Below are 12,043 nucleotides of genomic sequence, written 5' to 3'. Positions count from 1 at the left end.
GCACTTTTCTCACAGCGGAAAGTTTCAGTATTTTCTTAAATCGATTTAAAAATTGGAACTCAAATTTATTTTTTTTTGCAGAATCACTTAACTTATTTTACTTTAAAATAGTTTGTCTATCTATCTAAAAAGCAAACCTGAGTCGAACAATTTCTAAAAGAAAGAGCAGATTTTTAAAAAGTTTGGTATAATAGAGAAATGATTAGTCACAATGAAACGGAGCTGATCGCTCTAGGAAAACAGCTAGGAAAACTCTTAGAAAAGCAAGACGTGATTATCTTATCAGGTGATCTAGGAGCAGGAAAAACGACCTTTACCAAGGGAATTGCAAAGGGGTTAGGGATTGATCAGATGATTAAAAGCCCGACCTATACCATTGTTCGTGAATACGAAGGTCGCTTGCCTTTATACCATTTGGATGTTTACCGGATTGGGAATGATCCAGATTCTATTGATTTAGATGATTTTCTATTTGGAGATGGTGCTACCATTATTGAATGGGGAGAGCTGATTGAGCCGAGTCTTTCGGATGCTTATCTAAAAATTTTTATCCGAAAATTAGAAGATGGGCGAGAGTTAGCTTTTGAAGCTCATGGAGCGCGTGCAGAAGCTTTACTGACATCCTTTGAGCAGGTGGAAAAAACGGATGACTAAGGAAAAGGAAGTGACAGTAGAAATTCGGCAAGCTGACAGTGCAGATGCGGCTCTTGTCGTTGATTTCTTAAATCAAGTTGGGAAAGAGTCAGATTACATGACACTAGATGAAGCTGGAATTGGCATGTCTCCAGCAGACATGGAGCAATTTCTGATGGTGCAAGAGATGGCGGAAAACCGGATTTGCCTCTTGCTATTTCTAGATCAGGAACTGGCAGCTTTGTTAAATATCACTGCAGCTTCTCAACGGTCCATTCGGCATATTGGTGATGTCTTTATTGTGGTTCAAAAAGCTTATTGGAATCAAGGGCTTGGACAGATCCTGTTGGAAGAAGGGATCGAGTGGGCGCACTCGACCGGTGTTCTTAGGAAACTAGTCTTGAATGTCCAAGTGCGCAATGAACGGGCGGTTCACCTGTATAAAAAGTTAGGTTTTGAGATCGAAGGTTGCCAAGCTCGTGGAGCTTGTTCAGCTGAAGGAGAATTCTTAGATGTTTACCTTATGGGGAAACTGATAGATTAGAGAGAGATTCTATATGGTTAAAAAAATTATTTTAATGTTTTTGAGCTTATTGACGGTAACAGTGATTGGGATTGGGGCTTATGGCCTTACCATCCTAAACCAAACGACTGGGACTCTCAGTAAGACCTATAAAGGCTTTGGAAATGAGACCAATGTCATTGCAGAAAACAAGCCGATGACCATCCTTTTGATGGGGGTTGATACAGGTAGCGGTTCTCGGGAAGATCCTTGGGCCGGAAATAGTGATACTATGATTTTGGTGACTGTTAATCCTCAAACAAAAGAAACAACCATGACTAGCTTGGAAAGAGATATCCTAACCAATATTACTTCAGATGGCGAAACGGTCCAAGCAAAATTGAATTCGGCTTATGCTCAAGGTGGTGCCAAGTTAGCCATTAAGACCATTCAAGATCTTTTGAATATCCATATTGACCGCTATGTCATGATCAATATGAAGGGGCTGGTTCAATTAGTGGATAAGGTTGGTGGCATCACAGTCAACAATCCATTTGACTTCGATATCTCGATCGAGGAAAATGAGCCAGAATATACGGCTAAGATCGCACCAGGACGTCAGGAGATTAATGGGGACCAAGCTCTCGTTTATTCACGCATGCGCTACCAAGACCCAGAAGGAGACTACGGACGTCAAAAACGCCAACGTGAAGTGATCAAAAAGATTGTTGAGAAAGTTTTAAGCCTCAATAGTTTGAGTCACTACAAAGGAATCATTGAGTCTGTTAGCGATAATATGCAAACCAACATAGCGCTTGACAGTAATAGCCTTCTTCAATTGCTAGGATATAAAGATGCCCTTTCAACGATTCATCAGTACCAGCTGAAAGGAGAAGATGCCACCTTAGCAGATGGCGGAAGTTATCAGATTGTCACTTCAAAACATATCTTGAAAATTCAAAATATCATCCGTAAAGCTTTGGGACTAAAAGAAATCAAAACATTGAAAACCAATGCTTACCTATTAGATGGAGATGAAGAGTTGAAGAATGCTTCTTCTCAAAATGATACGCCAGCGGCATCATCTGAGGAAGCGCCTGTTTACCAAGAGTTTAACCAACTACCAGTTGTACCATCGACCCAGGATACGGGAGTGGTGACGCCTCAAAGTTCTGTTGCACCAGTGACACCAGTTGCTCCTGCAGCTACAGAGTCGAGCAGTGTGACACCTACGGTACCTTCAGAATAAGAAAAAAACGATTGAGTTTTCTCAATCGTTTTTACTTGGTTGCCAGATGTCTTGAATTTCTTTTAGAGAGGCTGTTGCTTGTTGACTAAATAATTTGGTCTTGTATTGGAAATCCGTTACCAATTCTTGAAGATTGGTCTGTTGGGCTTGGATAATATCCAGATTGCGTTGGATTTTTGCTAGGTTATCTTGAATTCCCTTAACCAATTGGCTGGATTCAGTTACCTCTGTTTTGATTTCTTTGCGGTTTTTAACCAGGTGGTAGCTAATGCTAGCTCCTGTTGCAAACCAAAAGAGATTTTTGAGTTTCATATGGCCTCCTTTTTAACTGTTTTTGATGGTTTCTGCGAGAACTGCTAGTTGTTCAAAATTAGGCTCGTGTTCAGTAAAAGAAATGGCAAGCTCATCTTGATCGGAATAGCGAGGGATAATGTGGACATGTGTGTGAAAAACGGTTTGTCCAGAAACTTCTTCCATGTTGCTGATGATATTCATTCCCTTAGCTTGGGTAGCAGCTTCTACTTTTTTAGCAACTTTAGAAACACGTGCAAATAGTTGAGCTGTGGCGGTTTCGTCCATCTCTAAAAGGTTGCGAGCGTGTTTTTTTGGAACCACTAACGTATGACCTGGTGTAACCTGAGAGATGTCCAAAAATGCGAGGACTTCCTCGTCCTCATAGACTTTGGAGGAAGGAATGTCGCCAGCTATAATCTTACAAAAAATACAATCGTCAACCATAAATACACCTCATTTAGACTAAATTTTGTTATAATATAAGAACATTATACCAGAAATCGGAGAAAATATGTTAGAAATCAACAAGTTGACAGGGGGCTATGTCAACATCCCTGTCCTGAAAGAGGTGAGTTTTTCAGTTCCGGATGGCCAACTGATTGGTTTGATTGGACTAAATGGAGCTGGGAAGTCAACCACGATTAATGAAATTATTGGTCTCCTGCATCCTTATGCTGGAGAAGTACGGATTGATGGCTTGAGCCTTCCAGAAGCTCCAACAGACTATCGTAAAAAAATCGGCTATATTCCAGAAACCCCTAGCCTATATGAAGAATTAACCTTGAGAGAGCATATCGAGACCGTAGCTATGGCCTATGATTTAGACATGGATCAGGTCATGGTGCGCGTCCAGCCTTTATTGGAACGATTTCGTTTGGCTGAAAAATTAGATTGGTTCCCGACCCAGTTTTCAAAAGGGATGAAGCAAAAGGTCATGATTATTTGCGCCTATGCAGTGGATCCAAGTCTTTATATTGTCGATGAACCCTTTTTGGGATTGGATCCTGTTGCGATTGCAGATTTGATTCAGTTATTGGCCGATGAGAAAGCAAAAGGGAAATCGATTTTGATGAGTACCCACGTTCTGGATTCGGCTGAAAAGATGTGTGATGGTTTTGTGATCCTCCATAAGGGTCAGATCCGAGCACAAGGGACCTTGGACGAGCTGCGTTCAACTTTTGGGGATGAGAAAGCAAGTCTAAATGATATCTACATGACCTTGACAGAAGAGGAAACAGCATGAAAGAGTTGATGAAAAAACGGCAACAAACGTTTCGAACTCAATGTGTAAAATATAGCCGCTATGTTCTCAATGATCATTTCGTCCTCTTTATGTTGATTTTTATAGGATTTTTGGCGGTTCAATACAGTCAATTCTTGCAAGATCTACCCAAAGATACAAGCCTGATCCGTTGGAGTCTCATGATTGGTTTGCTCCTCTTGGTTCCGATAGGCTCTATTGCGACCTACTTAGAGAAGCCCGATGCTTTATTCCTTTTGGTAAAGGAAGAGGAAGTGAAACGTTATATCAAAGGGCAGGCCAAGAAGTCTTTTGTGTTTTGGTTTTTGATTCAAAGTTTTGTCCTTCTATTATTTGTGCCTCTTCTTCTGGCAACGGGGCTGGATAAACTTGCTATTGTAGCTTATATCCTTGTCTTAGGAGTGGCTAAAGGGGCTGTTTTTAGCTGGAAGGAAGCGCGCTTCTACCAGGATGGAAATTTGAATTGGAACTTGGCCATTGCTCGTGAGAATGCAAGGAAACAATTGATTCTTCGTTTCTTTGCCTTGTTTACAACGGTGAAAGGTATTACTAACAGTGTTAAAAGAAGAGCATACTTGGATGGTTTCTTAGGGCTTCTTCCTAAAACACATGGCAATACGTGGCTTCACTTATATATGCACTCCTTCCTACGGAATGGAGATCTTTTCTCTATGACTCTCCGACTCTTGGCTCTTTCCATTCTCGCTATGGTCTTTATTCCTCAACCTCTCGTAGTGATTGCGCTTGTAGCCTTGCTCAATTACTTGGTTATTTTTCAATTACTGGGGCTTTACAGTGCTTTTGATTACCAACCCTTGACTCTCCTTTTCCCGATGAAAAAGGGTAGTAAAAAGGCAGGGTTGAACAAAACGATTCAACTGATCATGGGGATGATAACGGTGATAGAAGGGGGGATTGGCCTGGTCTTTATTTCAGATAAAGTCCTGTTGTTAGGCTTACTGGCTTACACAGTTGCTTTAATCCTACTCTATCTTCCATTTAAGATGGCGCGCTTGGTTGACGAAAGTCGTTAAAATTAGTAAAATAGATTGGAAACTTTTTACGGAGGAAAAGATGGACTCGAATGAAAAAGAGCTAAGCCTCACCCCAATTCCTGGGAAGAGTGGGAAGGCCTACATGGGGACCTACCCAGATGGTGGGCGCGTTTTTGTAAAAATGAATACGACCCCAATCCTTGCGGGTCTAGCAAAAGAACAGATTGCTCCTCAATTATTATGGAGTCGACGATTGCCAGATGGAAATGTGATGAGTGCCCAAGAATGGTTGAATGGGGAAATTCTCACGCCAAATGGGATGTCGAAAAAACAAGTCGTCAATATTTTAACGAGATTGCACCGTTCTAGACCTTTGATGACCCAATTGAAAAAACTTGGCTATCCTGTAGAATCTCCATTAGAATTGCTCAATTCTTGGAGCAATCGGTTGCCAATTGCCCTACGTCAGAACCACTATATCCAATCAGTCGTAAAGAATTTACGTAAGACAGTGCCTGCCTTCCGGGAGGATTATGCGACGATCGTTCACGGGGATGTTCGTCATAGTAACTGGATTGAGACAGAGAGCGGCTTGATTTATCTAGTCGATTGGGACTCTGTTCGTTTGACAGACCGGATGTTGGATGTGGCGCATATCTTGAGTCATTATATCCCAGATTCTAATTGGCGCGATTGGTTAGGTTATTATGGCTACAAGTACAATCAAAAAGTATTTGATAAACTCTATTGGTTTGGTCAATACTCTTTCTTGTGCCAAATTGCTAAATACTATGAAAATAATGATTTAGAAAATGTCAATCGCGAGATCTATGCTCTGCGCAATTTCCGGTTGAAATATGGAAAGGAAATATGAGAGTTAGAAATCGCAAGGGAGCGACTGAATTATTAGAAGCGAACCCGCAATATGTGGTCCTAAATCCAGAAGATGCCAAGGGAAAGTGGCATGAAATTTTCGGGAATGACCATCCTATTCATATCGAAGTGGGTAGCGGAAAAGGGGCCTTTATTACTGGGATGGCCAAGGCCAATCCAGAGATCAACTACATCGGAATTGATATTCAAAAATCGGTCTTGAGTTATGCTTTAGATAAGGTCTTAGAAGCTGATGTTCCTAACATTAAATTGCTTTGGGTAGACGGAGATAGCTTGACCAACTATTTTGAAGATGGAGAAATCGATCGACTCTATCTGAATTTTTCAGATCCTTGGCCTAAGAAACGTCATGAGAAGCGTCGCTTGACTTACAAGACTTTCTTGGATACCTTCAAGCAAATTCTTCCAGAACATGGGGAGATTCACTTTAAAACAGATAATCGAGGTCTGTTTGAATACAGTTTGGTGAGCTTTTCACAGTATGGTATGATTTTGAAGGGAGTCTGGCTAGACCTTCATGCTAGTGATTTTGAGGGCAATGTCATGACGGAATATGAGAAAAAGTTCTCAAGTAAAGGGCAGGTCATTTACCGTGTAGAAGCACAGTTTTAGCATATTCCTTGCAATCATTGGGGAATCGTGTTATAATACCTTAAATGAATAGAAAAGGAGAGGCGGGGAAATATCTTCGCCTCTTATCTATGAGGAGGTGGCAACCATCGCAACGATTGTTGACTTAGTAACAGAAGTGATTCAGCCAGCTATAAAAGAACCATTTGAATTGGTCGATGTTGAATATGGCAAAATGGGTGGTGACTACGTCTTAAGCATTTTCGTAGACAAACCAGAAGGGATCACACTGAATGATACAGCGGATTTGACAGAAATCATTAGCCCGCTATTGGATCAAATCAAACCAGATCCATTTCCAGAACAGTACTTTTTAGAAGTTACCAGTCCTGGCTTGGAGAGACCTTTGAAAACCAAGGAAGCACTCGAGGGAGCTGTTGGCAAGTATGTCAATATCAGCTTGTATAAGGCTGTTGAAAAGCAAAAGGTCTTTGAGGGGAACTTGGTAGGTTTTGAAGAGGATGTTTTGACCATTGAGTATATGGATAAAACACGAAAGAAAACTGTAGAAATTCCTTATAACCTTGTGTCCAAAGCAAGGTTGGCTGTAAAATTGTAACAGAATGAAAGAAAGGATGCCTTTATAGTAGAGGCAAGAAAAACATGAGTAAAGAAATGCTAGAAGCCTTCCGCATTTTGGAAGAAGACAAAGGGATCAAAAAAGAAGATATCATCGAAGCCGTCACAGAATCATTGCGTTCAGCTTATCGCCGTCGTTATGGACAATCAGAAAGTGCAGCGATTGAATTCAATGAAAAAACTGGAGATTTCCGTGTTTATACGGTTCGTGAAGTGGTGGATGAAGTCTTTGATAGCCGTTTAGAAATCAGCTTGAAGGATGCCTTGGCCATTAGCTCTGCTTATGAGTTGGGGGATAAGATCAAGTTTGAAGAAGCACCAGCTGAATTTGGTCGTGTAGCAGCTCAATCTGCCAAACAAACGATCATGGAAAAAATGCGTAAGCAAACGCGCACCATCACCTATAACACTTATAAAGAGCATGAAAATGAAATCATGAGTGGAACGGTGGAGCGCTTTGACAATCGATTTATCTATGTCAATCTTGGTTCGATCGAAGCTCAATTGTCTAAGCAAGATCAAATTCCAGGAGAAGTGTTCCAATCTCATGACCGGATTGAAGTCTTTGTCTACAAGGTAGAAGATAATCCACGTGGTGTTAATGTCTTTGTTAGCCGAAGCCACCCTGAAATGATCAAACGTTTGATGGAACAAGAAATTCCTGAAGTTTATGATGGAACTGTTGAGATTATGAGTGTAGCGCGTGAAGCTGGAGATCGTACAAAAGTTGCGGTTCGTAGCCATAATCCAAACGTAGATGCGATTGGGACTATTGTTGGTCGTGGTGGATCGAATATTAAAAAGATTACCAGCAAGTTCCACCCAGCTCGATACGATCAAAAATTAGACCGTATGGTTCCGACAGAAGAAAATATCGATGTCATCGAGTGGGTTCCAGATCCAGCTGAATTTATCTACAATGCGATCGCTCCTGCAGAAGTGGACCAAGTTATTTTTGATGATGAAGATAGCAAACATGCTCTCGTTGTGGTTCCAGATAATAAACTATCTCTTGCCATCGGTCGTCGTGGTCAAAACGTTCGTTTGGCAGCTCATTTGACTGGTTACCGCATCGATATCAAATCTGCTAGTGAGTTCGAAGAAATGGAAGCAGCTCAAGAAACTTTTGAAGACCAAGTAGAAAGTGGCGAAGAGCAAGTCGATTAAGAGAGGGAGGGAACATGGTAAAAACAAGAAAAATCCCTTTAAGAAAATCTGTCGTTTCAAATGAAATTATTGATAAGCGCGATTTGCTCCGCATTGTCAAAAATAAAGAAGGACAAGTCTTTATCGATCCAACTGGCAAAGCCAATGGTCGAGGCGCTTACATCAAGCTAGACAATGAAGAAGCGGCACTTGCTAAGAAAAAGAAAGTTTTTAATCGTAGCTTTAATATGGAAGTGGAAGAAGCTTTCTATGATGAATTGATCGCTTATGTAGATCATAAGGTGAAGAGAAGAGAGTTAGGCCTTGAATAAGCAAAAGATAAGTAATTTGTTGGGCTTGGCGCAAAGAGCAGGAAAACTCATTTCTGGAGAAGAACTCGTGATCAAAGCCATCCAGGAAGAAAAAGCACAATTAGTTTTTCTGGCAAATGATGCAGCTAGTAACCTGACAAAAAAGGTGACAGATAAGGGTCACTATTATGAGGTTCAAGTATCTACCGTGTTTTCAACACTAGAATTAAGCACTGCAATTGGACGTGCCCGTAAGGTCGTCGCTGTTGTAGATGCTGGATTTTCAAAGAAAATGAGGTCTCTTATGGAATAGAAGAGGAGGACAGCAATTGTCTAAGAAAAGATTATACGAAATTGCCAAAGAATTGGGCAAGGAAAGTAAGGAAGTCGTCACTCGTGCGAAAGAATTAGGTTTTGACGTCAAGAGTCATGCATCTAGTGTCGATACTGATGTTGCTGAAAAGTTGATCAAGAGCTTTTCAGCGAAAAAAGAAACAGTCGAAAAGAAAGTAGCAGAAGTGGCTGCCAAGACAACGGCTGTCGCAGAGAAAAAAGAAGCAGCGCCCGTCAAAAAAGAAGGAGCAACTGAGACAAAATCAGTAACGCCAGCTGCTAAACCAAAGAGTCGTAACTTTAAAGCGGAACGAGAAGCGCGTGCAAAAGAGCAGGCTGAACGTAGGAAACAACAAGATAATCGTCCAAAACGCGATCGCAAGGACAATCAGCGTCATGGTGACAACCGAAATCAACGACCACAAGAGCGAAATGAACAACGAAATCAAGGTTCTGAGCGTCGCAATAACCGACCAGATCAAAGACGTAGTGCACAACCCCAAGTGGCACCAAAAGTTGATTTCAAAGCGCGTGCAGCAGCACTGAAAGCTGAACAAAATGCTGAGTACGCACGTGGAAGTGAAGATCGCTACAAACAACAAGCTGCAAAAGCAGAACAAGAACGTCAACAGCGCCGGAAACGGGTAGAAGCACCAGAAGTGAAAGCACCTGTACAGGAGCCAGCTCTTGAGAACCATACAAAACCAGCTGTTGCTGCTGCTCCAGCTCAAGTCGATACACGTCGGAAGAAACAAGCGCGACCAGATAAGAAACGCGATGATTTTGATCGTGAAGAAGATGGTCCAAGAAAACAACAAAGGAATCGAAATAGTCAAAATCAAGTGAGAAATCAGAGAAATAGTAACTGGAATAACAATAAGAAAAATAAAAAAGGAAAGAACAACCGTAATGATGCTCCAAAACCAGTAACAGAGCGTAAATTCCATGAATTACCAAGTGAATTTGAGTATACGGATGGAATGACGGTTGCAGAAATCGCAAAACGCATCAAGCGTGAACCGGCTGAAATCGTCAAGAAACTCTTTATGATGGGAGTCATGGCGACTCAAAACCAATCGCTGGATGGAGATACGATTGAACTCTTGATGGTGGATTATGGAATTGAAGCCAAGAAAAAGGTTGAAGTGGACAATGCCGATATCGAACGCTTCTTCGTTGAAGATGGTTATTTAAATCCAGATGAGTTGGTAGAGCGTCCACCAGTTGTCACCATCATGGGACACGTTGACCACGGGAAAACAACCCTTTTGGATACCCTTCGTAATTCACGTGTAGCAACAGGTGAAGCAGGAGGAATCACTCAGCACATCGGGGCTTATCAAATCGTGGAAAATGGCAAGAAGATTACCTTCTTGGATACACCTGGACACGCGGCCTTTACTTCTATGCGGGCGCGTGGTGCATCTGTTACCGATATTACCATCTTGGTTGTAGCAGCAGATGACGGGGTGATGCCACAGACCATCGAAGCCATCAACCACTCAAAAGCTGCCAATGTTCCAATCATTGTGGCTATTAACAAGATCGATAAACCAGGAGCTAATCCAGAGCGTGTCATCGGTGAATTGGCAGAGCATGGAGTTATGTCAACAGCTTGGGGTGGTGATTCTGAGTTTGTAGAAATCTCAGCTAAGTTCAACCAAAATATCGATGAACTCTTGGAAACGGTCCTTCTTGTGGCTGAAATCCAAGAACTCAAGGCAGATCCAACTGTTCGTGCCATCGGTACTGTTATCGAAGCGCGCTTGGATAAAGGAAAAGGTGCGGTGGCAACCCTCCTTGTTCAACAAGGTACCTTGAATGTCCAAGACCCAATCGTTGTCGGAAATACCTTTGGACGTGTCCGTGCCATGACCAATGACCTTGGCCGTCGTGTGAAAGTAGCTGGACCATCTACTCCGGTTTCTATCACTGGTTTGAACGAAGCGCCGATGGCAGGTGACCATTTCGCGGTTTATGAAGATGAAAAATCAGCGCGTGCAGCAGGTGAAGAACGTGCCAAACGTGCATTGATGAAACAACGTCAAGCAACTAATCGTGTCAGCCTTGAAAATCTCTTTGATACTTTGAAGGCTGGTGAAGTGAAATCTGTTAATGTCATCATTAAAGCCGATGTACAAGGTTCGGTTGAAGCCCTTGCTGCCTCCCTTCAAAAGATTGAAGTGGAAGGTGTGAAAGTGACCATCGTTCACTCAGCAGTTGGTGCTATCAACGAATCAGACGTGACCCTTGCAGAAGCTTCAAATGCCTTCATCATCGGATTTAACGTCCGCCCTACGCCACAAGCACGTCAACAAGCTGAAGCTGATGAGGTAGAAATCCGTCTTCACTCAATTATCTACAAAGTGATTGAAGAAATGGAAGATGCTATGAAGGGAATGTTGGATCCTGAGTTCGAAGAGAAAGTCATCGGGGAAGCAGTTATTCGTGAAACCTTTAAGGTCTCTAAAGTGGGTACCATCGGTGGATTTATGGTCCTCAGTGGTAAGGTTACTCGTGATTCCAAAGTCCGTGTCATTCGTGACGGTGTCGTGATTTATGACGGTGCTCTTGCAAGCTTGAAACACTTCAAAGATGATGTCAAAGAGATCACAAATGGTCGTGAAGGTGGATTGATGATTGAAGGTTACAATGATATCAAGACAGATGATACCATCGAAGCCTACATCATGGAAGAAATTAAAAAATAAGCAAGCTGACTAGGAAAAAAGAGGGGGCCCCTCTGATTTCCTAGTTTTTAAACACAGAGCAGAAAGGAGTTCCTATGGCAAGTCATTTTCGGACAGACCGAGTAGGGATGGAAATTAAGCGGGAAGTCAACGAGATTTTACAAAAGAAAGTCCGTGACCCGCGTGTTCAAGGCGTCACCATTACGGATGTTCAAATGCTAGGTGATTTGTCTATGGCCAAAGTGTATTATTCAATTATGAGTGATTTGGCTTCAGACAATCAAAAGGCTCAGACAGGCCTTGAAAAAGCAACAGGAACCATCAAGCGTGAATTAGGTCGGAATCTGAAATTGTACAAGATTCCAGATCTTACTTTTGTGAAAGACGAATCCATCGAATACGGGAATAAGATCGATGAGATGTTGCGCAATTTGAACAAAGACTAGAGAGGTTGGAAATTTTCCACGCCCAGATTGAAAGACAAAGTCTTCTTAGAAACTTTCCTTAGGTGAGTACGGACGTCAGC

General features: G+C 41.9%; 14 protein-coding genes and 2 pseudogenes. 14 read left to right on the top strand and 2 right to left on the bottom strand.

The genetic code is table 11. The features are described 5' to 3' along the window. Window positions 1-198 precede the first annotated feature (198 nt). From tsaE to lytR, 3 genes are read left to right on the top strand one after another with little or no spacing between them, the layout of a single operon-like run. Complete coding sequence (gene tsaE / locus ADG03_RS02870; protein ID WP_003010422.1) at window positions 199-654, top strand: tRNA (adenosine(37)-N6)-threonylcarbamoyltransferase complex ATPase subunit type 1 TsaE; 456 nt, start codon at window positions 199-201, stop codon at window positions 652-654. Beyond that, entirely contained in the window at window positions 647-1,177 is a 531-nt protein-coding gene (locus ADG03_RS02865; RefSeq protein WP_049472478.1) for a GNAT family N-acetyltransferase, read from the top strand. Before tsaE ends, ADG03_RS02865 begins: the two co-directional genes overlap by 8 nt. 13 nt (window positions 1,178-1,190) lie before the next feature. Continuing rightward, a complete protein-coding gene (gene lytR, locus ADG03_RS02860) occupies window positions 1,191-2,384 on the top strand; it encodes a glycopolymer--peptidoglycan transferase LytR (protein ID WP_049472477.1) in 1,194 nt (397 codons plus the stop codon). 21 nt (window positions 2,385-2,405) lie between these two features. On the opposite strand, the gene ADG03_RS02855 is transcribed toward lytR, so the two are convergent. Both ADG03_RS02855 and ADG03_RS02850 read right to left on the bottom strand, forming a co-directional pair. After that, window positions 2,406-2,696, bottom strand: coding sequence for a hypothetical protein (locus tag ADG03_RS02855; RefSeq protein ID WP_049472476.1), 291 nt, complete (start codon window positions 2,694-2,696; stop codon window positions 2,406-2,408). A gap of 12 nt (window positions 2,697-2,708) precedes the next feature. Further along, window positions 2,709-3,122 carry an HIT family protein gene (locus ADG03_RS02850; RefSeq protein WP_003012582.1) on the bottom strand — a complete coding sequence of 138 codons (414 nt, stop codon included), beginning with the start codon at window positions 3,120-3,122 and terminating at the stop codon, window positions 2,709-2,711. A 67-nt stretch (window positions 3,123-3,189) separates the two neighbouring features. Here ADG03_RS02850 and ADG03_RS02845 point away from each other — a divergent pair, with 67 nt between their 5' ends. From ADG03_RS02845 to rbfA, 11 genes and pseudogenes are all read left to right on the top strand, one after another. Further along, window positions 3,190-3,921: an ABC transporter ATP-binding protein gene (locus tag ADG03_RS02845; RefSeq protein WP_049472475.1), complete on the top strand. Its 732-nt coding sequence runs from the start codon at window positions 3,190-3,192 to the stop codon at window positions 3,919-3,921. Further along, window positions 3,918-4,973 carry an ABC transporter permease gene (locus ADG03_RS02840; RefSeq protein WP_049472474.1) on the top strand — a complete coding sequence of 352 codons (1,056 nt, stop codon included), beginning with the start codon at window positions 3,918-3,920 and terminating at the stop codon, window positions 4,971-4,973. The genes ADG03_RS02845 and ADG03_RS02840 overlap by 4 nt, the downstream gene beginning before the upstream one ends. 40 nt (window positions 4,974-5,013) lie before the next feature. Continuing rightward, window positions 5,014-5,808, top strand: a complete 795-nt coding sequence (gene ccrZ / locus ADG03_RS02835) for a cell cycle regulator CcrZ (RefSeq protein ID WP_003003852.1) — start codon at window positions 5,014-5,016, stop codon at window positions 5,806-5,808. Then, window positions 5,805-6,440, top strand: coding sequence for a tRNA (guanosine(46)-N7)-methyltransferase TrmB (trmB, locus tag ADG03_RS02830; protein WP_049472473.1), 636 nt, complete (start codon window positions 5,805-5,807; stop codon window positions 6,438-6,440). The genes ccrZ and trmB overlap by 4 nt, the downstream gene beginning before the upstream one ends. A gap of 97 nt (window positions 6,441-6,537) precedes the next feature. After that, window positions 6,538-7,017: a ribosome maturation factor RimP gene (gene rimP / locus ADG03_RS02825; protein WP_021154518.1), complete on the top strand. Its 480-nt coding sequence runs from the start codon at window positions 6,538-6,540 to the stop codon at window positions 7,015-7,017. Window positions 7,018-7,061: 44 nt separating this feature from the next. Then, the gene (gene nusA, locus ADG03_RS02820; protein WP_003010402.1) at window positions 7,062-8,204 is read left to right on the top strand and encodes a transcription termination factor NusA; all 1,143 of its coding nucleotides are present in this window, start codon (window positions 7,062-7,064) and stop codon (window positions 8,202-8,204) included. Window positions 8,205-8,218: 14 nt separating this feature from the next. After that, window positions 8,219-8,515 carry an RNase P modulator RnpM gene (rnpM, locus tag ADG03_RS02815; RefSeq protein ID WP_003010401.1) on the top strand — a complete coding sequence of 99 codons (297 nt, stop codon included), beginning with the start codon at window positions 8,219-8,221 and terminating at the stop codon, window positions 8,513-8,515. Further along, window positions 8,508-8,807 (top strand): YlxQ-related RNA-binding protein, encoded by a 300-nt coding sequence (locus ADG03_RS02810; RefSeq protein ID WP_023920256.1) that lies wholly within the window; start codon window positions 8,508-8,510, stop codon window positions 8,805-8,807. The genes rnpM and ADG03_RS02810 overlap by 8 nt, the downstream gene beginning before the upstream one ends. A 16-nt stretch (window positions 8,808-8,823) precedes the next feature. Continuing rightward, window positions 8,824-8,947, top strand: a pseudogene (locus ADG03_RS11995) (translation initiation factor IF-2 N-terminal domain-containing protein); the annotation flags it as partial. 98 nt (window positions 8,948-9,045) lie between these two features. Next, a pseudogene (gene infB, locus ADG03_RS02805) lies at window positions 9,046-11,538 on the top strand (translation initiation factor IF-2); the annotation flags it as partial. Between the two features lie 74 nt (window positions 11,539-11,612). Then, window positions 11,613-11,963, top strand: coding sequence for a 30S ribosome-binding factor RbfA (gene rbfA, locus ADG03_RS02800; RefSeq protein WP_003003976.1), 351 nt, complete (start codon window positions 11,613-11,615; stop codon window positions 11,961-11,963). Window positions 11,964-12,043 lie beyond the last annotated feature (80 nt).

It is taken from the genome of Streptococcus parasanguinis (genome assembly GCF_001069785.1).
Taxonomy (GTDB): Bacteria; Bacillota; Bacilli; order Lactobacillales; family Streptococcaceae; genus Streptococcus; species Streptococcus parasanguinis_T.
This window is presented reverse-complemented; position numbering and strand designations above follow the sequence as displayed.

Excerpts from the sequence above, each read along its gene's own strand:
- tsaE (WP_003010422.1), top strand. The coding sequence starts at position 199 with ATGATTAGTCACAATGAAACGGAGCTGATCGCTCTAGGAAAACAGCTA.
- ADG03_RS02865 (WP_049472478.1), top strand. The coding sequence starts at position 647 with ATGACTAAGGAAAAGGAAGTGACAGTAGAAATTCGGCAAGCTGACAGT.
- lytR (WP_049472477.1), top strand. The coding sequence starts at position 1,191 with ATGGTTAAAAAAATTATTTTAATGTTTTTGAGCTTATTGACGGTAACA.
- ADG03_RS02855 (WP_049472476.1), bottom strand. The coding sequence starts at position 2,696 with ATGAAACTCAAAAATCTCTTTTGGTTTGCAACAGGAGCTAGCATTAGC.
- ADG03_RS02850 (WP_003012582.1), bottom strand. The coding sequence starts at position 3,122 with ATGGTTGACGATTGTATTTTTTGTAAGATTATAGCTGGCGACATTCCT.
- ADG03_RS02845 (WP_049472475.1), top strand. The coding sequence starts at position 3,190 with ATGTTAGAAATCAACAAGTTGACAGGGGGCTATGTCAACATCCCTGTC.
- ADG03_RS02840 (WP_049472474.1), top strand. The coding sequence starts at position 3,918 with ATGAAAGAGTTGATGAAAAAACGGCAACAAACGTTTCGAACTCAATGT.
- ccrZ (WP_003003852.1), top strand. The coding sequence starts at position 5,014 with ATGGACTCGAATGAAAAAGAGCTAAGCCTCACCCCAATTCCTGGGAAG.
- trmB (WP_049472473.1), top strand. The coding sequence starts at position 5,805 with ATGAGAGTTAGAAATCGCAAGGGAGCGACTGAATTATTAGAAGCGAAC.
- nusA (WP_003010402.1), top strand. The coding sequence starts at position 7,062 with ATGAGTAAAGAAATGCTAGAAGCCTTCCGCATTTTGGAAGAAGACAAA.
- rnpM (WP_003010401.1), top strand. The coding sequence starts at position 8,219 with ATGGTAAAAACAAGAAAAATCCCTTTAAGAAAATCTGTCGTTTCAAAT.
- rbfA (WP_003003976.1), top strand. The coding sequence starts at position 11,613 with ATGGCAAGTCATTTTCGGACAGACCGAGTAGGGATGGAAATTAAGCGG.